The following is a 24,510-nucleotide window of genomic DNA, read 5'->3' on the forward strand; positions in this document are numbered from 1 at the left end:
TTCCCTCCTAATTTGTATAACATTCTTTTTGCTAGAAAAGTGCGTCAACCATTCAGCGCTAAACGGTCTTCTCTTTTTATTGCTTTACTTTTTGAACCAATCTTGCGATATGGATTGTTAAGTACAATTTCTCGTCATTTGACATTTCATAATGGTATTTTTTTAGAATAAATTCGGCGATCCGTTCTACACATTGATAAGCATTTTGATATTTTTTTTGGATGATGACGAGTAACTCATCATCCGTTTCATCTGTTAATTGACGATGATTCATAATTCGCGAAGCAAAGAAGCGCAAATGTGTCGTAAAGCGATAGAAGTAGACCGATTCTTCATCTAATTGAACTTTAAAATAATAGCTGGTAATTTGAATAATCTCCTGCATCAATTCCGCCATCAAATACGCATCTTCATTATCACTTTCCGTTTGTGCATTCACTAAATGTAAAGCGATATTTCCCGCTTCATCTTCGCCTAAATCAATTTTAAATTTTTCTTTGATCCGTTTTACTGCATCTAAACCAACTGAAAATTCATCAGGAAACAAGCGTTTGACATCCCATAATAATAAGTTGCGAACACGGACCCCTTCTTGAACTCGTTGAATTGCGGCATATAAATGATCTGTGATTGAGATATACAGCGAATCATTCAATGGATTTTTCAACGTCACTTTTGCTTCATCGATAATGTCATTGGCAATCTCTACATAACTAATTGGCATATCTTCAAGCAACTCTTGAAACTTGTGAAATAAATCGTTGTTCGCAAGGTGATAAGACTTATCAATTGCTGTTTCAGCTATCTCATCCCCGACTTTTTTTTGAAAGGCCAGACCTCGCCCCATTACGACGATTTCGTTATTTTTTTCATCTGTCGTAATAACTACATTGTTATTCAAAATTTTTTGAATCTGCATTTAGCGATCCTCCATTCAGTGAATTCGCTAGCAAAAATCACTGTCAATAAGTTTCTTCAATTAAAATGATAGATACTTTTGTAACCGTTGTCAAACGCAAATACGTTTTTTTATAAATCCACCTCCTGCCTTATGGCAACAAAAAAACCCAATGAGGGTACAACAAACAACGTCGTACACATCATCAGGTTTAGCTTGTATTGAAACAATCACTATCCATCATTTGGTCTATTTAATTTAAATTCAGCTTAACAAATCGAGAAAGCGCTGTCAATGAGTTTTACAAAAAAAGTTTTATTCTCTGAGCTTTTTCTAAATAGCATTTACTCTTAAAATGAACGATAGCCCGCTCAAATATGAGCAGGCTATCTAACTAATCAATATTTATTATTCTAAAGTTGCGGATGTTGACTATTACTAAAAATTAACTATTTCTCGTTTAAACGATGTATTCCCAAATCCTTCTAATACATCCTTGTAACCCTATAGTTACGCCAGTTTGATTAAATTTCATCAAAATGAGTTAAATTGTCGCATAAAAATATCTTTCGTGTATTGTTACTATAGCATAATAAAACGGAAAGAACGTCATTAAAAGACAAAGTTAGTGAAATCTTAACTTGCCGCTCTATTTCGATACGCCAGAGATTTGCAAAAAATGATAGCCATCAAAAAACGCTCAAGTCTAGTCAGACTCAAGCGCCTTTTTTTATATTATCCCACGATCGCGCCATTTGGCATATCTTTGGGTGCTTCAACGACTTTCAGTGTACCATCTGGTGCTTCGGCTGAAAGAATCATCCCTTGGCTGATTTCCCCCCGCATCTTGCGTGGTTTCAAGTTAGCCACAATGATTAATTTCTTGCCCACTAAACTGGTTGGATCTGGATAAAATTGAGCGATTCCAGACAAAATTTGGCGGTCTTGCTTATCACCGGCATCCAAACGGAATTGCAATAATTTATCCGCACCTTCGACTTTCTTGCATTCCATGACTTCAGCGACTTTTAATTCAACTTTATCAAAGACGTCAAATTTGATTTCTTTATCCTTGACTGAAACTAATTCTGTTTCTTCGGGATCCCATTTGATTTTTTCTTCTTCCGGTTGCGCACCTTCAAACATCTTACCTTTGATATAAGCAACTTCCTCGTCCAGATCTAAACGTGGGAAGATTGGGGTGCCTTTCGGTGTCACTTTAGTATTTTCTGGGAACTCCCCAAAGTGAATCGTCGCTAGATCCATCATGTCCTCATTTAAGCCTAATTGCTCAAAAATCCGTTTTGGTGTTTGAGTCATGATTGGTTGTAAAAGAATTGCTACGATTCGTAAACTTTCTGCTAAATGAACCATCACGCTGTCTAGTTCTGCTTGACGTTCTTCATCTTTCGCTAAAACCCAAGGTTCTGTTTCGTCGATATATTTATTCGCCCGTGAAACTAGAGTCCAAACTTCTGCTAAAGCATTGTTGAATTCCATTTTATCCATTGCTTCACGGTAGCGACTCACTACATTTGCCGCCGTAGTCGATAGTTCACTATCAAAATCGGTAACTAATGATTTATACGCAGGAACAACGCCATCACAATATTTATTGATCATAGCAATTGTACGGTTCAGTAAATTTCCTAAGTCATTAGCCAAATCGTAATTCACTCGTGCCACAAAATCTTCCGGTGTGAAGACACCATCTGAACCAAACGGCACAGCCCGCAATAAATAATAACGTAACGCATCTAAGCCGTAACGCTCAACTAGCATTTCAGGATACACGACATTGCCTTTTGATTTCGACATTTTACCGTCTTTCATCAGCAACCAGCCATGACCGTAGATTTTTTTCGGTAGTGGCAAGTCTAGCGCCATCAACATGATTGGCCAATAAATCGTATGGAAACGCACGATTTCTTTACCCACCATATGCACATCAGCTGGCCAATATTTTTTGAACAAGCTGTCATCATCCGAACCATAGCCTAAAGCCGTGATATAGTTTGATAACGCATCGATCCAAACATAGACCACATGTTCTGGATTGGCATTGACCGGGATTCCCCATTTGAAGGTTGTCCGTGAAACAGCCAAATCTTCCAAACCAGGTTTGATAAAGTTATTGATCATTTCATTTTTACGAGACTCTGGCTGAATAAAATCAGGGTGAGTTTCATAATAGTCCAATAAACGATCCGCATATTTACTCATCCGGAAGAAATAAGATTCTTCACGTACTAATTCGACTTCATGACCGCTTGGCGCTTTTCCGCCGATCACATTGCCCTCTTCATCATGATACACTTCGGCTAACTGTGTTTCAGTGAAATATTCTTCGTCAGAAACAGAATACCAACCTTCGTATTCACCTAAATAGATATCGCCTTGTTCTAACAACTGATCAAAAATCTTTTTGACCGCCGCTTGGTGATAATCGTCCGTTGTCCGAATAAATTTATCATAGCTGATATCCAGTGTCTTCCATAATTTTTTGATATCTGCTGCCATCTTATCGACATATTCTTGGGGTTCTACGCCAAGCTCATCGGCTTTTTTCTCAATTTTTTGGCCGTGTTCATCAACTCCCGTCAAATAGAACACATCAAAACCCATCAAGCGTTTGTAGCGAGCAATCGCGTCACAGGCAATCGTTGTATAAGAATTCCCAATGTGCAGTTTGCCACTTGGATAATAAATTGGCGTCGTAATATAAAATGTTTCTTTCTCTGCCATGAGGCTCCTCCTTTAAAAATAGATTCTCTCGTAGTATACCACAAAACAACTCCCGTTTTCGGGAAAATCTCCCTGAATCAAAAGACATTTTTAGCTTTTACAGTCCGCCAAAAACCAGCTCTGTCACTGAATGCTTTCTGCTAGTTTTTGCTGGCACTGACCCGCAAAATTTGCGAAAATTCATGAATATTTTGCAACTGAACTGTTTTTTTCAATTTGCTTGTAAGCTGTTCGCTTCACGATTTCTAGTGATAGGTTTTCTATAATGACATCCAGCACTTTAGCCAGTTGTAAAAAAACTTCTGCCCCATTTTCTTAAAAAAAATGAGGCAGAAGTATCTTTAATAAAAATTTTGCGTCTACTCAAATGCCCAAGTAATCGTATGACCATCTAACTCTGTGGTCCAAGAATCAAACGTAAGAACGCCATTAGTAATAGAATAAGGAATCGTCTGGTTCGCCACAGTAATCGTCTCGTTTGTCATTGTGTACTCATCCTCATAATTAGGTCGGTAACTCCCTGCAAGTTCAACAAAGGCTGTTGAATCAGATGTAAAAGAGATGTACGCCCCTCCATCATGAACTAAATTTTGCGGAGCTTTGTTTTCGTCCATCGCTTGATTGACAGCTTGACCATCAAATAACACGGGTGCTAATGAAAAGCTCTTTCCTACCAGTTGCTGTTGAGCGAGCGCTAAGTTGTCCGGTTGACTACTAGCGATCGTACTGGCTGGTAATTCGGAACTGCTACTGACAGCACTTTCGAACGTTGCGCTACTAATACTTTCTGCTGCTGAACTGCTGCTAAGCGTACTCTTCTTTTCTTCACTAGTACTGCTAGTACTTGCTACTGTTGAGCTAACTTCTCCGGTTGATGCTACTGTTGTCTTCGTCGCTGATTTTTGACACGCCCCTAATACTAAAACGCTTACCAAAAGGCACCCCACTACTAACTTTTTCATCTTCATTCCCCCGATTTCAGTCAAAATAATACCAGTTATATTTTAACAATAATAAATATTATTAACAAGATCTTCTAACATAAGTAATGGTGGTTAACGTACTAACTATTAACAATGATATAAAGAAACAGCGAATCCATCAGATCCGCTGTCTTTACTATTTTCGTAAAATTTTTTCCATTTTTTTACCTTTGGCTAACTCATCAACTAATTTATCCATGTAACGAATTTTCTGCATCAAAGGATCTTCAATCTCTTCTACTCGATAACCACAGATGACCCCTTTGATCAAGGTAGCCTTTGGATTAAACTGTGTAGCTTCCGCAAAAAAGGTTTCTAAATCAACCCCATCATCAATTTGCTTTTGAAGCGCAGCTAGATCATAGCCTGTCAGCCAACAAAGCACTTGATCCAGTTCTTCTTTAGTCCGGTCCTTTTTCTCTACTTTTTGCAGATACATCGGATAAATTGAAGCAAAACTCATTTTGAAGACTCTGCTCATCGTTTCTACTCCCCTCTCTCTAAAAATACGGCACGGCTAGGACAAGCCTGATAACTATCTCCCGACCTACTCCCCAATTTTTATATGTCAGATTTTTCGTTTAAATGAACGTTCTTTAATTTAACGCGTCACGCCATCTTGACGAGCGGCTTCGGCAACTTTTTCCGTGATCGAATCCACCACATTTTGTTCAAAAGCGGATGGAATGATGTAGTCAGAAGTCAACTCCGAGTAAGGAATCGAATCGGCAATCGCATGGGCACAAGCCAATTTCATCTTCGGAGTAATTTTTTTCGCTTCGGCCACAAATGCTCCGCGGAATAATCCTGGAAAAGCCAACACGTTATTAATTTGGTTAGGAAAATCTGAACGTCCCGTGCCCACGACAGTCGCTCCGCCTGCTAGTGCTTCGGCATAAGTAATCTCTGGTTCCGGATTAGCCATCGGGAAGACGATATTGCCATCATTCATGGAAGCAACCATTTCTTTGGTCACTAGATTAGGTGCGGATACCCCAATAAACACATCGGCTCCGATGAATGCTTCAGCCATCGTACCAGAAAAATCTTTTGGTTCAATCAGTTCGATAATTTCTTTTTCCACAAATGTCGCATTGGTCAACTGTTCATTTAATGCCCCATCTTTGTTAAAGGCGATGATTTGTTTCACTCCCAGATCGACCAGCATATGGATAATCGCACTACCGGCAGCGCCGGTTCCTGAGATCACGACTTTCAAATCTTGCGGTTCTTTTTTCACTAATTTTAGTGCATTGATCAAAGCAGCCGTCACGACGATCGCCGTCCCATGCTGATCATCATGAAAAACGGGAATATCTAACGCTTCAATCAAGGCCCGTTCGATTTCCACACAACGAGGAGCGCTGATGTCTTCTAGGTTGATCCCGCCAAATGTCGGAGCAATTGCTTTAACAATCTGAATAATTTCTTGCGGATCTTTTGTATCCAAACAGATCGGCACGGCATCAATATTCGCAAATTCTTTGAATAAAAGTGCTTTGCCTTCCATCACTGGTAACGCAGCTTCTGGTCCAATATCACCTAACCCTAAGACTGCCGTACCATCCGTCACCACGGCAACACTATTGCCTTTCCACGTGTATTCATAGGCTTTATTTTTATCTTCCGCAATCTTAAGGCAAGGTTCCGCGACTCCCGGTGTATAAGCCAAAGCTAAATCTTCTTTGCTTTCCACTTTGGCTTTGCTGGTCACTTCGATTTTCCCCCGCCATTTTTTATGGGCGGCTAAAGCTTCTTCATAAATCGTCATCCTAGTTTTCTCCAATCATTTTCTCTGGTCTGACCCAGGCTTCATATTCTTCTTCCGTTACATAGTCCAAGGCCAGAGCGGCTTCCTTCAAAGTCGAACCCTCACTAAAAGCTTTTTTAGCGATCGCGGCTCCTTTATCATAACCGATATGTGGATTCAACGCCGTTACCAACATCAGCGACTGTTCCAACAATTCAGCCATCCGATCTTCATTGACCACTAGCCCCTGCAAACATTTCTCACGAAACGAATCAAGCGCATCCGTCAGCAAACGAATACTTTGCAATAAATCAAATGCGATCAACGGTAGATAGACATTCAATTCAAAATTTCCTTGCGAAGCTGCAATCCCGATTGCTGCATCATTGCCCATCACTTGGACTGCCACCATCGCTAAGGCTTCACATTGTGTTGGATTAACTTTTCCCGGCATAATCGAGCTACCTGGTTCATTGGCAGGCAATGTAATTTCACCTAAGCCGCTACGGGGGCCACTCGCTAACCAACGAATATCATTAGCCATCTTCAGACAATTAGCTGCTAAGGCTTTTAAGGCTCCGCTAACAAAAATTGCCGCATCACGATTGGCTAACGCATGAAATTTATTGCTTTCACTAACGAAATGAACGCCAGTTTCTGCTTTCAACGCTGTGATAAAGGCTTCTTCATAAGCTTTCGAAGCATTCAAACCAGTACCCACTGCCGTTCCACCAATCGCCAACTGACGAAGCTCAGCCAAACTATTGAGTAGCATCGTTTCGTTATGTTCCAAGGCAGAGCGCCAACCGCTGATTTCTTGAGCAAAAGTCACCGGTGTCGCATCTTGCAAATGGGTTCGACCAATTTTAATCACGTTTTGATTGGCGGCTTCCAATTCTTCCAACGCTCCAATCATCTGATGGATGGCCGGCAATAATTTTTGTTCAATCGCCAGCGTTCCTGCTAAGTGTAATGCCGTTGGAAAAACATCATTAGAACTTTGCGACATATTCACATCATCGTTGGGATGGATCGTTACCCCCTCTTGGCTTGCTAAATGAGCAATCACCTCATTGGTATTCATGTTGCTTTGCGTACCACTTCCCGTCTGCCAAACAACCAGCGGAAATTCATCCCAGTTTGCACCTTTAAGTAAAAGATCCGCCGCCTTTTGAATCGCTTGTGCTTTTTCTTCGGTTAATTTTCCGGTCTGTTGATTGGCAATTGCCGCCATTTTCTTGACCAAGACTAGTGCTTCCAATAATTCAGGCGGCATTTTTTCGCCACCGATTTTAAAATTTTGGCGGCTTCGTTCAGTTTGTGCTCCCCACCAGGCTTCCTTAGGGACTTCAAGCGCCCCCATTGAATCTCGTTCCGTCCGTGTTTCCATACATTCGACTCCTTATACTGATAAATAATTAACTATTTGGTTCGATTATCGCTTATTTAACGAATAAAAGGAACTCATTTTTATAAAAACAGGAAAAATAAATTTATTTTCATGCTGTGAAGCATCGGCTGATCTTCCCAAAACAAAAAAAGAGGCACGACAAAATTCATGTCGCACCCTCTTTTTCCAAATAAACGGAATTCCAGACGTAGCCGCTTTTTGATACTATTTATCTCTAGTATCAAAAATAATCGTAATCGGACCATCATTAATCAGCGCGACATCCATGTCGCCACCAAATTCTCCAGTCTCTACTGTTAAACCGGCTTTTTTCAATCCTTCATTAAAGTATTCATATAAAGGAATCGCTGTTTCAGGTCGGGCAGCTTTGACAAAACTGGGCCGATTCCCCTTTTTAGTATCTGCATATAAAGTAAATTGCGATACACTTAAAACACTTCCGCCGACATCTTGTAACGACTGGTTCATTTTTCCCTCTGCGTCTTCAAATACGCGTAACAAAGGAATTTTACGAATCAAATAATCCGCATCTGCTTGTGTATCTTCTTCATGAATCCCTAGTAGAATCATAAAACCGCGATCGATTTGACCGATTATTTTTTGATCGATCGTTACACTCGCTTGACTAACCCGTTGAATGACTGCTCGCATTGAAGTTCCTCCAAATAATTATTATTTTATCCCTTCGTCCGCTTCACACTGTAAACATCTGGGATGGTCTTCACCTTATCAACGATCGAATACAAATGATTCAAGTTCTGAATCTTGAAAGTCAAATTAATAACCGCCAGCCGATCTTTAGTCGGTTTCGCTTCAACGCTTACTAATTTTTTCGTCATTCCGCTAACGATATTCAACACATCATTCAATAGGCCATCACGATTGAACCCATAAATTTCTAAATCAGCATTGTATTCCTGTACCGAATTCGAAGTATCTTCCCACTCAACTTCGATCAAACGTTGCTGGATATCCTTTTGTTTGGTGATATTCGGACAATCCGCACGGTGGATTGAAATACCGCGACCTTTAGTGATATAACCAACAATGTTATCCCCTGGAACAGGGTTACAACAGTGGCTGATCCGAATCAGCAGATTGTCGATCCCCTGAATCACGATTCCACCTTCATGGCGGACCTTGATCTTTTCCGGTTCTTTCGGGTTGTTGACCATTTCATCAACCGCATCCCGTTGCTTTTGTTTCAGTTGTTCACGACGTTCTTTTTCCGTCAACCGATTAGCAAAAGTTAGCGCACTGATCTCCCCAAAACCGATTGCGGCATACAGATCCTCTTCACTATGGAAGTTGAATTTGTCTAAGACTTCAGAAAGTTTGTCTTTCGTCAGCATCTCTTTTGGTACAAAACCTAAATCATTGATACACTTAACGACTGCATCATGACCTTTTGCGACATTTTCTTCCCGGTCTTGCGTTTTGAAAAAGCGTTTGATTTTATTTTTAGCTTTACTGGTCTTTACTAAATTTAGCCAGTCGCGACTTGGTCCAAATGAATTGGCTGAAGTCATGATCTCGATGATATCACCATTTTTCAGCTTATAATCCAACTGCACCATCTTGCCGTTGACTTTTGCACCAGTCGTTTTATTCCCAATATCCGTATGAATGCTGTAAGCAAAATCTAACGGGCCTGATCCTTTAGGTAATTCTGTTACATCCCCCTTGGGTGTAAAAACATAGACCTTGTCACTGAAAATGTCGCCTTTGACGCTTTCCATAAACTCAGATGCATCATAGCTCTCATCTTGTAGCTCGATGATTTCGCGGAACCAGTCCAACTGCTTATTATCCTGTGTTGCCTCGGTCTTTTCCGTCTTACCTTCTTTATAAGCCCAGTGAGCTGCAACCCCGAATTCAGCGATTTGATGCATCTCATGGGTCCGAATTTGGACTTCTACAGGATTGCCGCTTGGTCCAATAATCGTCGTATGCAAAGACTGGTACATATTGGCCTTAGGCATTGCGATATAATCCTTGAAACGCCCCGGCATTGGTTTCCATTTGGTATGAATCGCACCTAAAACAGCATAACAGTCTTTGATGGAATCCACGATTACACGAATCGCTAACAAATCGTAGATCTCATCGAATTGTTTCTTTTGATCCCGCATCTTGCGATAAATTGAATAAATATGTTTGGGACGACCATAAATATCTGCTTCGATCCCTAATTCTTTCGTCGCTTCTTTGATTTCATTGACTGATTTTTCAACAAAACCTTCCCGCTCTTCCCGTTTACTCCGCATCAAATGAACGATCCGGTAATACTGTTTAGGATTTAAGTAGCGTAGTGCTGTATCTTCTAACTCCCACTTGATCCGACTCATCCCTAGACGATCAGCCAATGGCGCATAAATTTCTAATGTTTCACGAGCAATTCGGCGTTGTTTGTCATCGCGTAAATATTTCAGCGTCCGCATATTATGCAGACGGTCAGCCAATTTGACCATAATAACGCGCAAATCTTGCGCCATTGCCAACAGCATTTTACGATGATTCTCCGCTAGCTGTTCCTCGTGGGACTTATACTTTATCTTCCCTAACTTGGTCACGCCGTCAACTAATGAAGCCACATCTTCGCCAAATTCAACCTTTAAATCTTCTAAGGTAACCGGCGTATCTTCTACTACATCATGTAAAAAACCCGTTGCGACCGTATGGGGATCCATATGTAGATCAGCCAAAATCCCCGCGACTTGAATCGGATGGATAATATATGGTTCGCCTGATTTGCGGACCTGAGGCTTATGTGCTTCATAGGCAAAGTCGTATGCTTTTTGTACAAACGCCACGTGCTCTTTTCCCATGTACGTACTAACCATCTTAATGACGTCAGGACCAGTCAATTCAACTTCTTTTGCCATGTGACGTTCCCCCTTTATTCTTGGTAAACAATCTACCAAAAGCTGCTGCTTCTAAACTAAACCGAAATTCCACAAAAAATAGAGAAATATTTTTTGAAAATTTTTTCTTAATTCGTAAAGCTAAATGCTTTTGTCTCAACCTCTTTTTGAAAATGATTGTTTTCATTATACAAACTCTAGCAGGCTTTTTCAATCAAATCAGCGCGAGAGCTCATAATAAAAACTGGCTGCGCTCAAAAGATAAAACGGGGCCGTTTCCGTTCGTAAAATCCGCGGACCTAATCCGCACAGGTGTGCTCCGGCTGCTTGGAATTTTTCGATTTCATTTGGTGTTAGCCCACCTTCTGGACCAAAAACGACCAATAACTTTTGACCGGCATTAAGTTTTTGAAAGGTTTGAACCAATTGCGCTTGTTCACCTTGCTTGGCTGATTCTTCATAAGCAATCAAAACCGCATCGTAAGCGACAAAGCTTGCAATCAATTCTTTCTCTGAAGCAAACTCCACCTGTGGCAACGCTTGGCGGTGAGATTGTTCGGCTGCTTCTTGGGCGATTTTATTCAAACGCTGCTGCTTCTTCTGCTGCTTTTTCGCGTCCCATTTTGCAACTGAACTTTCTCCAGGAAAAGCGATAAATGCATATGCGCCCAGTTCCGTTCCCTTTTGGACAACCAATTCCAATTTTTCACCCTTCGGAAATCCACTGGCGATTGTGATGTTAATGGGGAGTTCTCGTTGCAAGCTCTCTTTTTCGACTTCTTCTAAAGTAACTTTATCGCCATCAATAGAGATAATTTTGGCTATGATCGCGGTTTGATCGTTGAAAACAAGAAAAACTTGATCCTCTGCAGACATCCGCATCACGCGTGACATATGATGATGGGCTTCGCCGCTAACTTCTACTGTTGCTTGATAAGCTTGATCTAAAAAATAGCGCTGCATCTTAGTCTTCCTCTGGCTTCTTCAAAATGATGGCAAACCAATCTTTTTGCTGGAAGATGCGATCGACTTCGAATCCTTGCGTGTACATTTCTTCCAGTACCATATCCTTCTTATCTTCAATGATACCTGAGACGATCAATGTACCAGCTGGTTTCAATAAACGCCAAGCATCTTCGATCATCAAAACAATGATGTCCGCTAAGATATTGGCCACGATCACGTCGGCTTCTTGCTTCACACCGACCAATAAATCATTGGCAGAAACATGAATATTTTCGGTATTGGCATTTAAATCGACATTTTCCTGCGCCGAACGAACGGCAACTTCATCTAAGTCATAGGCATAAATATCTTTCGCCCCATATAGCGAGCTAGCGATACTGAGTACCCCTGAGCCTGTTCCAACATCCAAAACCGTTTCGCCACCACGTAACACCGTTTCCAATGCCTGTAAAGTCAGATTGGTGGTAGGATGCGTCCCCGTTCCAAATGCCATGCCGGGATCCAAAGTAATAATCTTTTCATCTTCGTGCTGGGCTTCATATTTTTCCCAGCTAGGTACAATCGTCAAATAGCGTGTCACACGAACCGGATGGTAATACTTTTTCCAAGCAGTTGCCCAGTCGCTTTCTTCTACTTCGCTGACTTCCACAATATTTTTGCCAATATTCAACCCAAATTCAGGCAGCTTCGCGATGCTGTCTTTGATGAAAGGCAAGATTTCTGGCAGGAAGATCGTTTCAGGGAAATAAGCCATGACGACTGCGCCTTCAGCTAATCTTAAAAAAGTCGCTTTATCTAAAAGCTCGCCATACTGATCTTCTTGATAATTTTCAAAATCCAAGGCATCTTCAATCGCGACACCTGACGCCCCCGCCTCCATTAAAATATTCGAAACAGCTTCCACCGCTTCACTTTCGGTTGTTACTTTGACTTCATTCCACTTCATGATTTTTCCCCTTGTTTAAATTATTTTCCACTCACGTTAAAAAGAATTAATAACTTGGATAAGGCAGGTAATTGCTATCGCTAGGCTTGATCGTTGCTTTAAAGACCGCGTCGTCCCAGTTCATTTCAAAAATCGCATCCTCACTATCATCTGCTAAAAAGTCCAAAAGATCGCTTTGGCCTTCTTCAATCACATCTTTCAAATAATCGACCACTGCAGTCAATTCATTTTTCTTCATCCCTTTTTTACCTTCATAAGGAATGACCGCTAAAAAATCGTCCGCATCGTAGGTAGATTTAGCAGGATCAACCAATAAAATCGCATCCTCAAATTCAATGATTTCTTCCTCAGAGGCGACACCATCAACATCATCAATTTCAATTTGGCCTTTATTTTCAGCATAAAGTCGAAAAGCAATTTCAAAACTACGGTTTTTTGTATCCCAATCTAAAGCTAATTCGTAATCCGGAATTTTTTTGTTCAAGTAACTGTCTAAATAAGTAATCATGGTCTCTTTCGCCATTCTATTTCCTCCATCCGTGGTCTTCATCGATCAAATTTTTACGCTGATTTGTTATGTATGGATTACCGTGAACAATATAGCGCAGCGGTCGCTCGGTCCAGACTCCTTTATTAGGGATGCCAATCCGTGGAAGCGCATCGATCTTCTTTGGTATTCGACGTTTTTCCGGCACTAAATGCAAGGGGCTGGAAAAAATCGACGCACCATATAAATCACGCTCAATCCCTAACGCTGCAACTAGTTTCCCTGGGCCATTAGAAATTTCTGCATTCTTTCGGCCATGCCGATTTTTAATCATTTGGTCCAATCCTTCTGCTGGTTCGATTCCCCGGATCATTACGCCTTGCGGGATGCCCTCCGGCTGAGTAATCATATTCAAAATCAGATGAGTATGCATCGTGTATAAATAAATTGTTCCCGGTTTCTGATACATCGCCCGTACTCGCGGTGTCTTCCGCATCCCGTAGCTGTGAGCGGCTTTGTCATCCGGCCCTAAATAGGCCTCACAGTCAACAATGTACCCACCGAGTTTTCCCGCAGATGTCTCATGTTCCAAATACATTCCTAATAGATGTTGCGCGATTTTTTCAGTCGTTTCTGTATTAAAATAGTCGATCAAATCTTCCATCATTATCACCTTCTCCATGATACACAATAATCTCGCCACACGCTATGCCTAGCCACCAAAACACAGCAAACACAATGAAAACATGTTACAATGGGAACGTATATTTGGCATTTTTCTCACTTGCTTTAACAAGTTAGTAAAGCTGCTGATCATCTAAAGAGAATCCTTTTTTGTAGACTTGGAAAAATTTCTCTTCCCTTTTTTCTTTGATTGTACCTAATGGATTCCCGCGCTTTACGAACATAAATACCTTATTTTTAACTTTTAAGGAGGTTTCTTATGCAACAGCCTTTAGCTTATCGCATGCGTCCTCGCAACTTAGATGAAGTTGTTGGGCAGCAGCATTTAGTCGGTCCAGGAAAAATTATTCGCCGTATGGTAGATGCTAGAATGCTTTCTTCGATGATTTTATATGGACCTCCCGGCACCGGGAAAACGAGTATCGCCAGCGCGATTGCCGGCTCCACCAATTATGCCTTTCGCCTGTTGAATGCCGCCACAGACACCAAAAAAGATTTGCAGATAGTAGCTGAAGAAGCTAAAATGAGCGGCACGGTCATTTTATTACTGGATGAAGTCCATCGCTTAGATAAAACGAAACAAGATTTTCTACTGCCTCATTTAGAAAGCGGGCGGATCATTATGATTGGCGCGACTACGGAAAATCCTTATATCACCATCAATCCGGCGATTCGTAGTCGAACACAGATTTTTGAAGTGAAACCACTAGATGAGAATGATATTATCACAGCCGTCAAGTCGGCATTAGAAGATAAAGAACGCGGATTAGGCGCGTATCCCGTTGAGTTAGACGAAGAAGCGTTGAATCATTTAGCACGGGCCACAAATGGCGATCTGCGCAGTGCGTTAAATGGCCTAGAACTAGCAACAAAATCAACCCCGCAAAATACGGAAGGAAAGATCCATCTAACCCTAGCGATTATTGAAGAATGTGTGCAGAGAAAATCATTGACTCATGATAAAGATGGGGATGCCCATTACGATGTGATCTCTGCCTTGCAAAAATCAGTACGGGGAAGCGATGTGAATGCAGCATTGCACTATTTGGGGCGCCTAGTCGAAGCGGGGGATTTGCCGATTATTTGTCGACGCCTAATGGTAATGGGCTATGAAGATATCGGTTTGGCCAATCCTGCCGCCGCAGCCAGAACAGTCCAAGCGGTGCAAGCAGCAGAAAAATTAGGCTTTCCCGAAGCACGAATTCCCTTAGCGGCTGCTATTGTCGATCTGTGCCTCTCGCCTAAATCAAATTCAGCCTATGTAGCATTAGATGCTGCAATCGCTGATATTCGCATGGGAAATGCCGGAGAAGTTCCTGACCATTTACGCGACAGTCATTACAAGGGAGCCAAAGATTTAGAACGCGGCATCGGCTATCAATATCCTCATAATTTTGATAACGCTTGGGTCGATCAGCAATACTTACCTGATAAAATCAAGGATGCTCATTACTATGAACCTAAATTTACTGGGAAATACGAGCAAGCCTTGGCTCAACAGTATCAGCGGATCGAAGAATGGAAAAAACAAAAATAGATACAACCAAACAATTCGACTGTAGGAATGCTCTTTTATATAGAGTTCCTACAGTTTTTTAGTTTTATTCGTTAAAAAGAGTCCAGGAATGAAAACCAAAGCTAACATTATGACGGAAACGAGAAAACCAGCCTGATACGCAGCCAATTCATTCGCAATGCTGGTCCCTGCTTGTAAAACACTCGCAACCACTGTAGCAATCATCGCCGAACCAAAACTAGAACCTAGATTTTCAATAATGTTGATCCCCACACCGGCATCTGGTAATTCTTCATCGGTCAAGCCTGTATAAGCATCACTCGTCAACGGCAGATTGATTCCACCAAAGCTGGTGCCCCGTACAAATAAAATCAAGGCGATCCAAAACATACTCGTATGATCAGTCACAAAGACTAAAGGAATCGTACCGATTAACGAAATAATTAAACTAATGAGTACTACATACTTTGCGCCCAACTGATCGATCAATTTTCCAATCAATGGTCGAGTAATCAGCATACCTAAACCTTGAGGAATTAGGGCAATCGCCGCTTCCATCGCCGAAAAATGCCGGAAATTTTGAAAGAACAACGGTAATATCAGCATCGGTCCCATGATTGCAATATTGGCAAAGAATAATCCAATACTTGCTGCTCGAAAACTTTTATGGGAAAAAATCGTTAATGGCAAAACAGTCGCATGTTGTTTCTGATGGTCATAAAGGATGTAACTAATCAGTAACAAAAAGCCCAGGCCGGTCCAAATCAATGATTCACGATTATTGAAAGTAGCATGATCAGCTGCCTTAGTAATCCCGTAAATCAATGCGGCACTCATAACGGATAGATCGAGAATCCCGAAAATATCTAGTTTACTATCAGGATTAAAGGGCTCAAAATTCGGTAAAGTTCGTTGCATTAATGGGACTGCTAACAAAACAATGAAGACATTGATGAAAAAAATCCACCGCCAACATAGCGCTTGAATAATGAAGCCACCAAGAACCGGACCTAAAATCGGACCAAAGATCATTGGGGTACTGACAATTGCCATGACACGGCCGATATTTTCTGGGCCAGCGGTCTTTACTAACAGTGTGGACATCAACGGAGTAATAATTCCAGCAGTAAAACCTTGCAGCAAACGAAAAGCGATGAAGCTAGTAACATTCCAACTAATACCGGCAAGAACCGAAGTCACTCCGAAAAGTAGTACAGCGCCAATAAAGATTTTCTTGCCGTTGAAATGATTCATTAACCAGCCAGCGATTGGCACCGCAATTGCCAAGGCTAATACATAGCCTGTGACCGCCCATTGAATCGTTGATAGGGTCGTCTGAAAGTCTTTAGTTAATTGATCGATGGCAATATTGACCATCGTCGAATCTAGCATCGGAGCGATTGCACCCAATGCGATCGCCCAAGCGGCAGATAAAACTGCTTTAGATAATTTATTTGATTGAGTCATAATGAAAACTCCTTACATAAGTTTATTGGGATTAGTTTCTCAGAAACAGCACGACGCCTTATTGTATTAATAATGGCTGCTTCTCATGTCCTTTTTCTCGCTGCAGCCGAGAAAACTTTTTGTTTCCCAGGAAACTATAAAACTAAATTGTTTCCTTGTCAACAAAAACCCAAATAATTTTTGCTCGTCTTTAGAATCACATCCCCAACTCCTAGATTGCTGACTAAAAAATGAAAAAACAGCAGCCTCGCTAGGAGACTGCTGTTCTTACTATTTGATCGTTAAGCCTTGCTTTTTGATTTCCTGGTCTAAATGCTGATTGTAGCGTGTCAGAAATGTTAGAAAGGCATCGTATTGTTCCGCCGTAATGGGAGCAAAAACCTCCTGATCACGTTCTTCAAATTCTTTATGCAATTTTTCGTGAATAGCAAAGACTTTTTGTCCTTCTGCCGTCAGTTTAAAATAAATTTCCTTTTTGTTATCTGCCTTTTGATAACTTTCAATATAATTTTTTTTTAACATTTTTTTAGTTAATTTACTGATAGCACCACGCGTCATATAGAGAGCCTCTGCCATTTTTGTTACATTCGGATCTTGGTTCTTACCAATAAACTCAAGGCAGTGAACCTCAGAGGCTGCATAACCGGCTAGAGCCTGTTCCATCTTGACTTTGTTTAGCCAAGCGCGCTTATTGAATACTTCAGCAAAACCTGCTAAAGCTGCTTCTTTTTTATCCATGCTTTTCCTCCTAGTTCAAATGATTGCTTCAGCTGATTCTAGCTCATCGAGAATCATGCCAAAAATCTTTCATACCACCCTTCATTCTAAGTTTTTTTTGTTTCTTTTTCAACAAAATCATTCGACCTTCGTTGTTAATGTCCAATGAAAAGTTAATTCATGGACACCGGCTTGTTGCTGTTCTTTGGGTATTGTTAAACAAACTCCCTTGGTCTTGTCCCAATCTTCGAAGCTAGTCAGCCATGAACCTTTTTGGGTAAAGAGTATTTGTGGTTCTTTCAACGATTGCATTTGGCCCGCCTCTTGAAAATACAATTCCCCGGCTGTCGACATCTGAGCTTGCAAACTCAAACTCCACTGTTCTGGTTTTACCCGGCTATCTTGGACCTCCAGCCTACCAGAAATCTTCGGATAAAAATTGGTTTCTTTAGCTACCGGATGTTGCCCAAAATCAAGCAATACGGGAACGGACAACAGTTTAAGTACTCCCCTTGGCACTTGGAATTGTACACGAACTTGGTAATGATAATTTGCTGTTGGCCGCCAGCTATTTTCAGTAAAAATGCTTTGCTCTCCACGACTAGTCACTATTTCTGCTTGCTGGAAAGAAAAAGCATCTGTTTCCGGAAAGCTTAAACTAGCCGTATTTATCTTTTCGGCTGGGACAATTATTTCCCCTTCGCGCCCGCCTGTCTTCCCCCAAAGATCCAACGGCAACGGCTGATTATTAGGTTTTAAAGAAAAATCATGCTTGACGCTACCGATTGGGCTGATCACCTGATACTCAATGATCGCTGCGGCTACTGCCAAACCTGTATTTCCATTAAAATCGCCCGTATATGTCCGACCCATCTCGTCAAAACCAATAAAATTTTCTGGAGCTAAATGACTCTCACTGCCAGCGAAAGTCATAATCGGATAGCCCGTCTGCTGAGCAAAATACGTTCCCGCAATTTTCACTTGCTCTTCAGGCTTCAGCAATCGCCAAGTCAATTTTTTATCGGGCGTTAGTTTTCGTAAAAAAATCTTTTCAGCTCCCGCTGGCGAATGTAGTTCAGCCTTCGCAGCTGTTACTAACTCACCCGTTTTCAACTCTTTTACAGCTAATCTGGCACTTTCTCCTAAGTAAAGCTTCCCAAATTGGTGATACGCTTGGTCAAAGTTGTCTTTCGTTGCTTCATTCCCATTACGGATTGAAGCGACCGATACTTTGTTTTCAATCATCATTTTGGTAAAATTATTGATTTCCTCAATAAAAAGTTCTTTCTTTGCAGCACCTAAACGGATGTCCACTTCTGCCGTACTATTTTCGACTAAGCGATTAGAAAAAGTTGTCGCATCGCTGCCAATAATTGTTTCAATCAATGCAGCGGCTTGAATATCTAACGTCAAATCATGCCTTAGTTTACCGGCATAAGTATTTTTAATCATCCCTTGAAGTAAAGAAAAAGTACTGTTTGGGGCATTAATTCGCAAATTGATTTCTGAGCTGAAGAGGTCTCTTGTCTCTATTCCACCATCACCGATGACCGCGAGATCGGATAAATGATTTTCTGTATCCAATTCAAACTTCACTTGCTTACCGACCGCACCTAATTTATTGGCTGAACTCGCATTTTTCGGACGTCCAGCTGAAATTTGGCTTCCCGGTGCGAGTTTCACTGAATCAAGCAGTTTTAAAATGACCTCGCCACGGATCATTCCTTCATTTTGGATTCCGCCCATGATCTGAGTACCCGTGCCTTTTTTCTTGAAACTACCACCGTGAACGACTAATTCCACATTCCCATCCACTAGATGATTGGAGCGCGTTCCTTCTGAGCCAGCCAAAACCCCTAAAAATTCGCCACCAGAAATAACAGCACTGACATTGGCTATTTGTCGATCTTGCGTGCTCCCGGCGGCTGCGATACTTTCCACTTTACCACCGGTCACTTCAAGACGGCTATCTCCATAAATTCGATAACATCCGCCACCCGCACCGTAAATTCGATTCACTTGACCGCCATGTAGCTGGGTGTTACTGTTCCCAATAATCGTGCCAGAGAAGCTGCCTCCATAGGCAAAACCTAGCAAAGCTTTACGAATGATTAGGTTGGTTGTGCCATTGATAAAAAGTGTGTTTTCATAAGCTGATTGACTATCACCGCCCCCTCCTGAGGCACTAAAACCATAACTTGAACCTAAATTCGATATCTCTGGCAAGCTATTGGGATCTATTTCCATTTGTTGGGCGTGGGTTCCCCAACGTTTACTGTAAACCAGATCCTCTTCTCCTAAAATCAGATAAACGTTGCCCTTAATCACTCCGGCAAAGCCCGCTCCGCGAACACTTTGAGTATTCCCTAAGCCCCCGCTAACACAGCCACCAAGTAAATGGGTCGTTACATTACCCTCAACGGAAAAAAGAGTCTTGCTTTCAGCTAAGCCTAGACGCTCCGCTGCCGTTAGCTGATCGTAAAAAGCTTCTTCTGGCGACTTATTTTGCGGATCGGTTAGATTGACCTCTGGTACTAAATTATTTGAATTCGATAAAGCTTTTTTCTGAATCTCCATGCCCCCGGCGCCATCCATTCGCGTAAAAGAACCCTTTCCTACTTCTCCAGCATAGATAGAATTTTCGATGCTCCCGATAATTCTGCCGCTATATTGATTTCCGCCGACAAAGCTACGCTCACCTTGCTGAAATTGGCGTGTATCAAGATGCGTCGTAATGGCGCGGTCCGCTCCTACGATCTCGCCTACTTGAGAGCCCCCAATTAAAATTCCTGCTGAAGAAAAACTACCCGCTCCGTTAATAGTTGTCTGAATTGGTCCACACCTACCGTAAGCGACTCCGCCTACAAAATTGCCTAGCGTAAAATCCGCTGCAGTCGAAGCTAATTGATTCGTAATTCCACCTGTGACTTCGCAAGGTTCGGCTTCTGTACCGATCCCACCGCCGTAATAGCTGGCGAGGCTTCCACTCAAATGGTTGATTTCAGTGCGAATCTCACCGACAACTTGGCCTTCCAGAGACCCACCACACAATTGTGAAATATTTCCAACCAAATTTTTGATTTGAATCGTTGGATTTCCGGTTAATACCCCCGTTTCATTGCCCCCGTAGATTTCCCAACTTCCCCCGATTACCTGCTGAAAAATCAGTAGCGGATCCCCAAATAAATTTTGATTGCTCCCACCAAATAGTTGTGTCCTTTGGTTATGCTGAATTTTTTCAAAAAGTAAACGATGACCGTTGCCATAAATTCGCGGGGCTTGGAGAGCGAGGTCTTCAAAATGAAGATCTTGACCAAAGAAACACGTATCTGGTAAAACTAACTCCGCTTTCGAAGAGCTTCCTTTTATAGTCAACGCTGGCGAGACACTAACGAAGTTAATGGTAGCAGGCGTAGGCTCGGAGTAAATGACATTCTCTCCAATAGCAGTCCGACTCAAATCGAGTGCACCATCAAGTTGGATCGTGTAACTATCAGCCGTTCCCGCTCGACTAAGATCCAGCAATAATGTTTTCCAGCCTTCCACGTTCAACGAGTATTCTGCTTGCTGATTAATTGCCGGAGTTACGGTCAAAGAATCCGCTTCTACCTGCGTTTCGAATGGGTTTAATAAAATGATAACTATATGAATCAAAAAATAAGCAATTTTTTTTGACATAAGCGTCTCCTTTTTTATACAATATACGTATAGAAGAGATTAATGTTTGGGATTATTTCAAGTTTGTCAATCTAAGCCCCTTCGTTGCTTCTCGATAATGACTGTGCTATGATTGAGATGGAAATTCTGTGATGTGCGCGTTGCCTACTTCAGTGTTGACCGAACATTTTTATTGATATCTTGGGATCCGTCTTGTGTCAAAGTTGGTAACATGCCTTTTCATTTGGTAGTTCGACGCTTAGACCATGGAACCCACCTGCTAGATTTTGCGGGATCAATACTATCGGGTGAATAACGGCATCGACGGAATTTTCCATTTTTTATGGAATAAAAGCAATTTGCGTACTGCAAATTGCTTTTTATTGTATAGGAGGAAGAAAATGATCCGCATTCTATTATTTTTACTAGCACTTATTTTGTTATTCTGCAGCTATTATTTGATCAAAAAGCCACAAGGACTGCTTGTGCTTTTCAGTAAAGAAACACAAAACGAAGCCCGCAGCTTTTTACGTCAATTCGGAATTATTTATACCGTCTTAGGGATCATGGCGATTTTAGTTGGTGTGATTAATCATCGCTCCTATTCAATGATGTATTTAATCCTACTTTTAGTCGTTGCTGCGATCTTCGCCTTGTTGATGGGATCAAAAACTAAAAACGGCTAATAGTACCATTTTTTTTCGAATTGATTTAAAATTAGGAAAAGGAGTTGAGAACGATGGAACAACAGTATAATAAGATTATGGTAGCAGTCGATGGCTCTGATGAAGCAGAATTGGCTTTCAAAAAAGCGGTAAACGTCGCAAAACGAAATCAAGCTGAATTATTACTCGCTCATGTCATTGATACTCGTGCATTTCAAACAGTTTCTTCTTTTGATAATGTCTTGGCCGAACAAGCGACCGATATGGCCAAACAAACACTAGCCGATTATGAAGCAGACGCTAAACGAGCGGGTGTCGAAAATATCAGTAAAGTGATTGAGTATGGCGCGCCAAAGGTCATGATTGCTAATCAGATCCCTGAGAGTAATCAAATCGATTTAATCATGCTTGGAGCAACTGGCTTGAATGCCGTCGAACGTTTATTCATCGGTTCAGTCTCTGAATATGTTATTCGCAATGCCGATTGTGATGTATTAATCGTTCGGACAGACTTAGACAATCACCTTCCTGAAGACAAAGATTAATTTTTATTCGTTAAAAAACTAGAAAAGGAGTTGTGACAAAATTTTTGTCACAACTCCTTTTCTAGTTTGATCCAATAACGATCCCGATAAAACTTAACAGTAGGCCTAGACCGTAGGACCCGAAAACGTAACGATAAAACATCGGGCGATCATTTTTCCATAAAACAAATAATTCAAAATTATAAGTCGAAAAGGTCGTATACCCGCCCATAATTCCTGTTCCTAAAAATAGATACAGTGGGTTAGAAAGATGCATACCAAAAAAAATACCTAACAGCAAACTGCCGGTTAAATTAATAAAGAAAGTTGATTTCGGCAAACGAGTAGTTTTAGGTTCGAAATAATTATTCAAAGCAAAGCGCAACATCGCACCCAGCGCCGCTCCACTTCCGACTAACAAGGTCTCAATCATTGAGCTGCCGCCTTTCTATGATAAATAATCTCCCCTAGGATAGTCATCCCTAAACCACCCACAAAAGATAACACTAAATAAATGATGGCCAACCCAATTTGACCTGTTTGAACCAATTTCAGCGTGTCGAGGGCAAAGGAAGAAAAGGTGGTCAACGCACCACAAAAACCTACGCCAACTCCCAAAACCAACCGCGCAGAAACATCAATATCACTTAAAATATGTTTTACCACCCAACTAAAGATAAAACAGCCTAATAAATTAACTAATAGTGTTCCTAACGGAAATCCACCTATGGTAGGAATCCAGAGACCTAACCAATAGCGAGCAGTTCCCCCGATAAATGCGAAAAAGGCAATGACTAAATAGTCCAACATGCTTTTCATCTCCATTGTTTTATTCTTTTTTCACTATAAAACGATTGATTTTAAGTTGCAAATAATACCATCTTTTTCATCAATTATTTTCAAAGCATGTTAAACTGAGAATATTCTTGGATAAGTGAGGGTTATTTATGAAAGGTATTATTTTTGATTTTAACGGAACAATGTTTATGGATTCAGATCTCCATGAAAAAGCATGGCTATCTTTACTCCAAAAATATTCTACGAAAGAATTGACTGATGAGGATATTTTGAAAAATATTCACGGCAAGACCAATGACGTGATTTTACGCTATTTTATTTCGACAAACTTAACCGCTGATGAAGTGGAAAAATTATCAGATGAAAAAGAAGCCTATTATCGCAAATTGGTTCTAGACAGTCCCGCTCATAAAGAATTTACTAAAGGATTAGTCGACGTATTGGATTACTTAAAAGCCAATCATTTTCCCATGACGATTGCTTCTGCTTCACCTAAAGTAAATATGGATTTTTATTTCGGCTACTTAAACTTAGGAAAATGGTTTGATTACGATAAAATCGTTTATCATGATGGGACCTTTCCTGGTAAACCAGCACCGGATATTTTTCTGATTGCAGCCGAAAAAATCGGCCTAGCCCCTGAAAATTGTCTAGTCATCGAAGATTCTTACTCTGGTCTACAAGCCGCTCATAACGCCAAGATTGGCACGATCGTCGCGATTGATCCCGCCGGTAAAAATCGGGCTCTCTTTGCAGCAGAAGGGCTTGCCAAAAAAAATGTAATTGAAGACTTCACTACGTTTATTCCAACTTATTTAAGCTAAAAAGATCGCAACGAAAGTTTTCGTTGCGACCTTTTTAGATAAGTTTCGCTCCTAAAGTATGTTTGAAATGATTCAATGCCCAAGTATGTCCCGTTGCATCAAAACTAGCTACCGCTTTTTCAGGAATCACCAGCTGATAGCCTAAGTTATAAGCATCCACTGCGGTATGTAGCACACAGATATCCGTGCAGACACCCGTCAAACAAAGCTCTTTGATTCCGCGTTCCCGCAGCCTAATATCCAAATCCGTACCGCTAAAAGCGGAATAATGCCGTTTATCCATCCAATACATATTTTTCTCCGCCTTGTTTGCTTGATAAAAATCAGCCAGCGAACCATATAAATCCCGACCGCTTGTCCCAATGACATTGTGGGGCGGAAAAAGTTCATTTTCCGGATGGTAGTGATCACTTGGATCATGACCATCAATCGCAAAGACGACAAAATCACCCTTTTGAAAATATTCCTTTGTCACCGCTACTAGCTCCTGCTCAATTGCTTGCCCCGCCTCACCAGTGGTCAATTTTCCATCCGTTGCAACAAAATCACTGGTATAATCAATCGAAAGTAATGCTCGCACGTAAATTCCTCCTAATTTATATCAACAA

Annotated in this window: 23 protein-coding genes and 1 other RNA gene; 5 read left to right on the forward strand and 19 right to left on the reverse strand. The window is 41.2% G+C overall.

The window, feature by feature from the left end; all coding sequences use genetic code 11:
- Positions 1 to 76: 76 nt before the first annotated feature.
- The 13 genes from licT to EP1_RS07250 all read right to left on the reverse strand — a co-directional run bounded on the left by licT (position 77) and on the right by EP1_RS07250 (position 13,714).
- Entirely contained in the window at positions 77 to 919 is an 843-nt protein-coding gene (licT, locus tag EP1_RS07190) for a BglG family transcription antiterminator LicT (RefSeq protein ID WP_067625788.1), read from the reverse strand.
- A 714-nt stretch (positions 920 to 1,633) separates the two neighbouring features.
- On the reverse strand, positions 1,634 to 3,643 hold the full coding sequence (gene metG, locus EP1_RS07195; protein WP_067625792.1) for a methionine--tRNA ligase: 2,010 nt from the start codon (positions 3,641 to 3,643) through the stop codon (positions 1,634 to 1,636).
- A 359-nt stretch (positions 3,644 to 4,002) separates the two neighbouring features.
- On the reverse strand, positions 4,003 to 4,605 hold the full coding sequence (locus tag EP1_RS07200) for a hypothetical protein (RefSeq protein WP_067625795.1): 603 nt from the start codon (positions 4,603 to 4,605) through the stop codon (positions 4,003 to 4,005).
- A gap of 157 nt (positions 4,606 to 4,762) precedes the next feature.
- Positions 4,763 to 5,107 carry a DUF2200 domain-containing protein gene (locus EP1_RS07205; protein WP_067625798.1) on the reverse strand — a complete coding sequence of 115 codons (345 nt, stop codon included), beginning with the start codon at positions 5,105 to 5,107 and terminating at the stop codon, positions 4,763 to 4,765.
- A 120-nt stretch (positions 5,108 to 5,227) separates the two neighbouring features.
- Positions 5,228 to 6,397: an NAD(P)-dependent malic enzyme gene (locus EP1_RS07210; RefSeq protein WP_067625801.1), complete on the reverse strand. Its 1,170-nt coding sequence runs from the start codon at positions 6,395 to 6,397 to the stop codon at positions 5,228 to 5,230.
- Between the two features lies 1 nt (position 6,398).
- Positions 6,399 to 7,766 (reverse strand): class II fumarate hydratase, encoded by a 1,368-nt coding sequence (gene fumC / locus EP1_RS07215; protein ID WP_067625804.1) that lies wholly within the window; start codon positions 7,764 to 7,766, stop codon positions 6,399 to 6,401.
- A 225-nt stretch (positions 7,767 to 7,991) separates the two neighbouring features.
- A complete protein-coding gene (gene dtd / locus EP1_RS07220; RefSeq protein ID WP_067625807.1) occupies positions 7,992 to 8,438 on the reverse strand; it encodes a D-aminoacyl-tRNA deacylase in 447 nt (148 codons plus the stop codon).
- A 26-nt stretch (positions 8,439 to 8,464) separates the two neighbouring features.
- On the reverse strand, positions 8,465 to 10,672 hold the full coding sequence (locus EP1_RS07225) for a RelA/SpoT family protein (RefSeq protein WP_067625809.1): 2,208 nt from the start codon (positions 10,670 to 10,672) through the stop codon (positions 8,465 to 8,467).
- The gene (locus tag EP1_RS07230; protein WP_067625813.1) at positions 10,656 to 10,838 is read right to left on the reverse strand and encodes a hypothetical protein; all 183 of its coding nucleotides are present in this window, start codon (positions 10,836 to 10,838) and stop codon (positions 10,656 to 10,658) included. The genes EP1_RS07225 and EP1_RS07230 overlap by 17 nt, the downstream gene beginning before the upstream one ends.
- Before the next feature lie 32 nt (positions 10,839 to 10,870).
- The gene (locus EP1_RS07235) at positions 10,871 to 11,614 is read right to left on the reverse strand and encodes a 16S rRNA (uracil(1498)-N(3))-methyltransferase (protein ID WP_067625816.1); all 744 of its coding nucleotides are present in this window, start codon (positions 11,612 to 11,614) and stop codon (positions 10,871 to 10,873) included.
- A gap of 1 nt (position 11,615) precedes the next feature.
- Positions 11,616 to 12,563, reverse strand: coding sequence for a 50S ribosomal protein L11 methyltransferase (gene prmA, locus EP1_RS07240; RefSeq protein WP_067625819.1), 948 nt, complete (start codon positions 12,561 to 12,563; stop codon positions 11,616 to 11,618).
- 46 nt (positions 12,564 to 12,609) lie between these two features.
- A complete protein-coding gene (locus EP1_RS07245; RefSeq protein WP_067625821.1) occupies positions 12,610 to 13,086 on the reverse strand; it encodes a DUF3013 family protein in 477 nt (158 codons plus the stop codon).
- A gap of 1 nt (position 13,087) precedes the next feature.
- A complete protein-coding gene (locus EP1_RS07250) occupies positions 13,088 to 13,714 on the reverse strand; it encodes a DNA-3-methyladenine glycosylase (protein ID WP_067625956.1) in 627 nt (208 codons plus the stop codon).
- A gap of 279 nt (positions 13,715 to 13,993) precedes the next feature.
- Between EP1_RS07250 and EP1_RS07255 the strand changes: the two genes are divergently transcribed.
- Positions 13,994 to 15,271: a replication-associated recombination protein A gene (locus EP1_RS07255; RefSeq protein ID WP_067625826.1), complete on the forward strand. Its 1,278-nt coding sequence runs from the start codon at positions 13,994 to 13,996 to the stop codon at positions 15,269 to 15,271.
- Positions 15,272 to 15,319: 48 nt separating this feature from the next.
- Here EP1_RS07255 and EP1_RS07260 read toward each other — a convergent pair whose 3' ends face one another.
- From EP1_RS07260 to EP1_RS07270, 3 genes are all read right to left on the reverse strand, one after another.
- Entirely contained in the window at positions 15,320 to 16,717 is a 1,398-nt protein-coding gene (locus EP1_RS07260) for an MDR family MFS transporter (protein ID WP_067625831.1), read from the reverse strand.
- Positions 16,718 to 16,987: 270 nt separating this feature from the next.
- Positions 16,988 to 17,455, reverse strand: a complete 468-nt coding sequence (locus tag EP1_RS07265) for a MarR family transcriptional regulator (RefSeq protein ID WP_067625835.1) — start codon at positions 17,453 to 17,455, stop codon at positions 16,988 to 16,990.
- A gap of 117 nt (positions 17,456 to 17,572) precedes the next feature.
- Complete coding sequence (locus EP1_RS07270; protein ID WP_067625838.1) at positions 17,573 to 21,112, reverse strand: hypothetical protein; 3,540 nt, start codon at positions 21,110 to 21,112, stop codon at positions 17,573 to 17,575.
- Between the two features lie 120 nt (positions 21,113 to 21,232).
- On the opposite strand from EP1_RS07270, the gene ssrS reads away from it, so the two are divergent.
- The 3 genes from ssrS (at position 21,233) to EP1_RS07285 (ending at position 22,301) form a co-directional block, all read left to right on the forward strand.
- A non-coding RNA gene (gene ssrS, locus EP1_RS07275) (6S RNA) lies at positions 21,233 to 21,426 on the forward strand.
- Between the two features lie 66 nt (positions 21,427 to 21,492).
- Positions 21,493 to 21,777: a hypothetical protein gene (locus EP1_RS07280; RefSeq protein WP_067625841.1), complete on the forward strand. Its 285-nt coding sequence runs from the start codon at positions 21,493 to 21,495 to the stop codon at positions 21,775 to 21,777.
- A gap of 53 nt (positions 21,778 to 21,830) precedes the next feature.
- A complete protein-coding gene (locus EP1_RS07285; RefSeq protein ID WP_067625844.1) occupies positions 21,831 to 22,301 on the forward strand; it encodes a universal stress protein in 471 nt (156 codons plus the stop codon).
- Positions 22,302 to 22,362: 61 nt separating this feature from the next.
- Here EP1_RS07285 and EP1_RS07290 read toward each other — a convergent pair whose 3' ends face one another.
- A complete protein-coding gene (locus EP1_RS07290) occupies positions 22,363 to 22,713 on the reverse strand; it encodes a fluoride efflux transporter FluC (protein ID WP_067625848.1) in 351 nt (116 codons plus the stop codon).
- A complete protein-coding gene (gene crcB, locus EP1_RS07295; protein WP_083507515.1) occupies positions 22,710 to 23,090 on the reverse strand; it encodes a fluoride efflux transporter CrcB in 381 nt (126 codons plus the stop codon). Before crcB ends, EP1_RS07290 begins: the two co-directional genes overlap by 4 nt.
- Positions 23,091 to 23,227: 137 nt before the next feature.
- Between crcB and EP1_RS07300 the strand changes: the two genes are divergently transcribed.
- On the forward strand, positions 23,228 to 23,902 hold the full coding sequence (locus EP1_RS07300) for an HAD family hydrolase (protein ID WP_067625851.1): 675 nt from the start codon (positions 23,228 to 23,230) through the stop codon (positions 23,900 to 23,902).
- Between the two features lie 34 nt (positions 23,903 to 23,936).
- Here the strand turns inward: EP1_RS07300 and EP1_RS07305 are convergent, their stop codons facing one another.
- Positions 23,937 to 24,482 (reverse strand): cysteine hydrolase family protein, encoded by a 546-nt coding sequence (locus EP1_RS07305; RefSeq protein WP_067625854.1) that lies wholly within the window; start codon positions 24,480 to 24,482, stop codon positions 23,937 to 23,939.
- Positions 24,483 to 24,510: the final 28 nt, after the last annotated feature.

This window comes from Enterococcus pseudoavium NBRC 100491 (genome assembly GCF_001544295.1).
GTDB classification, from domain to species: domain Bacteria; phylum Bacillota; class Bacilli; order Lactobacillales; family Enterococcaceae; genus Enterococcus_A; species Enterococcus_A pseudoavium.

Excerpts from the sequence above, each read along its gene's own strand:
- licT (WP_067625788.1), bottom strand. The coding sequence starts at position 919 with ATGCAGATTCAAAAAATTTTGAATAACAATGTAGTTATTACGACAGAT.
- metG (WP_067625792.1), bottom strand. The coding sequence starts at position 3,643 with ATGGCAGAGAAAGAAACATTTTATATTACGACGCCAATTTATTATCCA.
- EP1_RS07200 (WP_067625795.1), bottom strand. The coding sequence starts at position 4,605 with ATGAAAAAGTTAGTAGTGGGGTGCCTTTTGGTAAGCGTTTTAGTATTA.
- EP1_RS07205 (WP_067625798.1), bottom strand. The coding sequence starts at position 5,107 with ATGAGCAGAGTCTTCAAAATGAGTTTTGCTTCAATTTATCCGATGTAT.
- EP1_RS07210 (WP_067625801.1), bottom strand. The coding sequence starts at position 6,397 with ATGACGATTTATGAAGAAGCTTTAGCCGCCCATAAAAAATGGCGGGGG.
- fumC (WP_067625804.1), bottom strand. The coding sequence starts at position 7,766 with ATGGAAACACGGACGGAACGAGATTCAATGGGGGCGCTTGAAGTCCCT.
- dtd (WP_067625807.1), bottom strand. The coding sequence starts at position 8,438 with ATGCGAGCAGTCATTCAACGGGTTAGTCAAGCGAGTGTAACGATCGAT.
- EP1_RS07225 (WP_067625809.1), bottom strand. The coding sequence starts at position 10,672 with ATGGCAAAAGAAGTTGAATTGACTGGTCCTGACGTCATTAAGATGGTT.
- EP1_RS07230 (WP_067625813.1), bottom strand. The coding sequence starts at position 10,838 with ATGAAAACAATCATTTTCAAAAAGAGGTTGAGACAAAAGCATTTAGCT.
- EP1_RS07235 (WP_067625816.1), bottom strand. The coding sequence starts at position 11,614 with ATGCAGCGCTATTTTTTAGATCAAGCTTATCAAGCAACAGTAGAAGTT.
- prmA (WP_067625819.1), bottom strand. The coding sequence starts at position 12,563 with ATGAAGTGGAATGAAGTCAAAGTAACAACCGAAAGTGAAGCGGTGGAA.
- EP1_RS07245 (WP_067625821.1), bottom strand. The coding sequence starts at position 13,086 with ATGGCGAAAGAGACCATGATTACTTATTTAGACAGTTACTTGAACAAA.
- EP1_RS07250 (WP_067625956.1), bottom strand. The coding sequence starts at position 13,714 with ATGGAAGATTTGATCGACTATTTTAATACAGAAACGACTGAAAAAATC.
- EP1_RS07255 (WP_067625826.1), top strand. The coding sequence starts at position 13,994 with ATGCAACAGCCTTTAGCTTATCGCATGCGTCCTCGCAACTTAGATGAA.
- EP1_RS07260 (WP_067625831.1), bottom strand. The coding sequence starts at position 16,717 with ATGACTCAATCAAATAAATTATCTAAAGCAGTTTTATCTGCCGCTTGG.
- EP1_RS07265 (WP_067625835.1), bottom strand. The coding sequence starts at position 17,455 with ATGGATAAAAAAGAAGCAGCTTTAGCAGGTTTTGCTGAAGTATTCAAT.
- EP1_RS07270 (WP_067625838.1), bottom strand. The coding sequence starts at position 21,112 with ATGTCAAAAAAAATTGCTTATTTTTTGATTCATATAGTTATCATTTTA.
- EP1_RS07280 (WP_067625841.1), top strand. The coding sequence starts at position 21,493 with ATGATCCGCATTCTATTATTTTTACTAGCACTTATTTTGTTATTCTGC.
- EP1_RS07285 (WP_067625844.1), top strand. The coding sequence starts at position 21,831 with ATGGAACAACAGTATAATAAGATTATGGTAGCAGTCGATGGCTCTGAT.
- EP1_RS07290 (WP_067625848.1), bottom strand. The coding sequence starts at position 22,713 with ATGATTGAGACCTTGTTAGTCGGAAGTGGAGCGGCGCTGGGTGCGATG.
- crcB (WP_083507515.1), bottom strand. The coding sequence starts at position 23,090 with ATGTTGGACTATTTAGTCATTGCCTTTTTCGCATTTATCGGGGGAACT.
- EP1_RS07300 (WP_067625851.1), top strand. The coding sequence starts at position 23,228 with ATGAAAGGTATTATTTTTGATTTTAACGGAACAATGTTTATGGATTCA.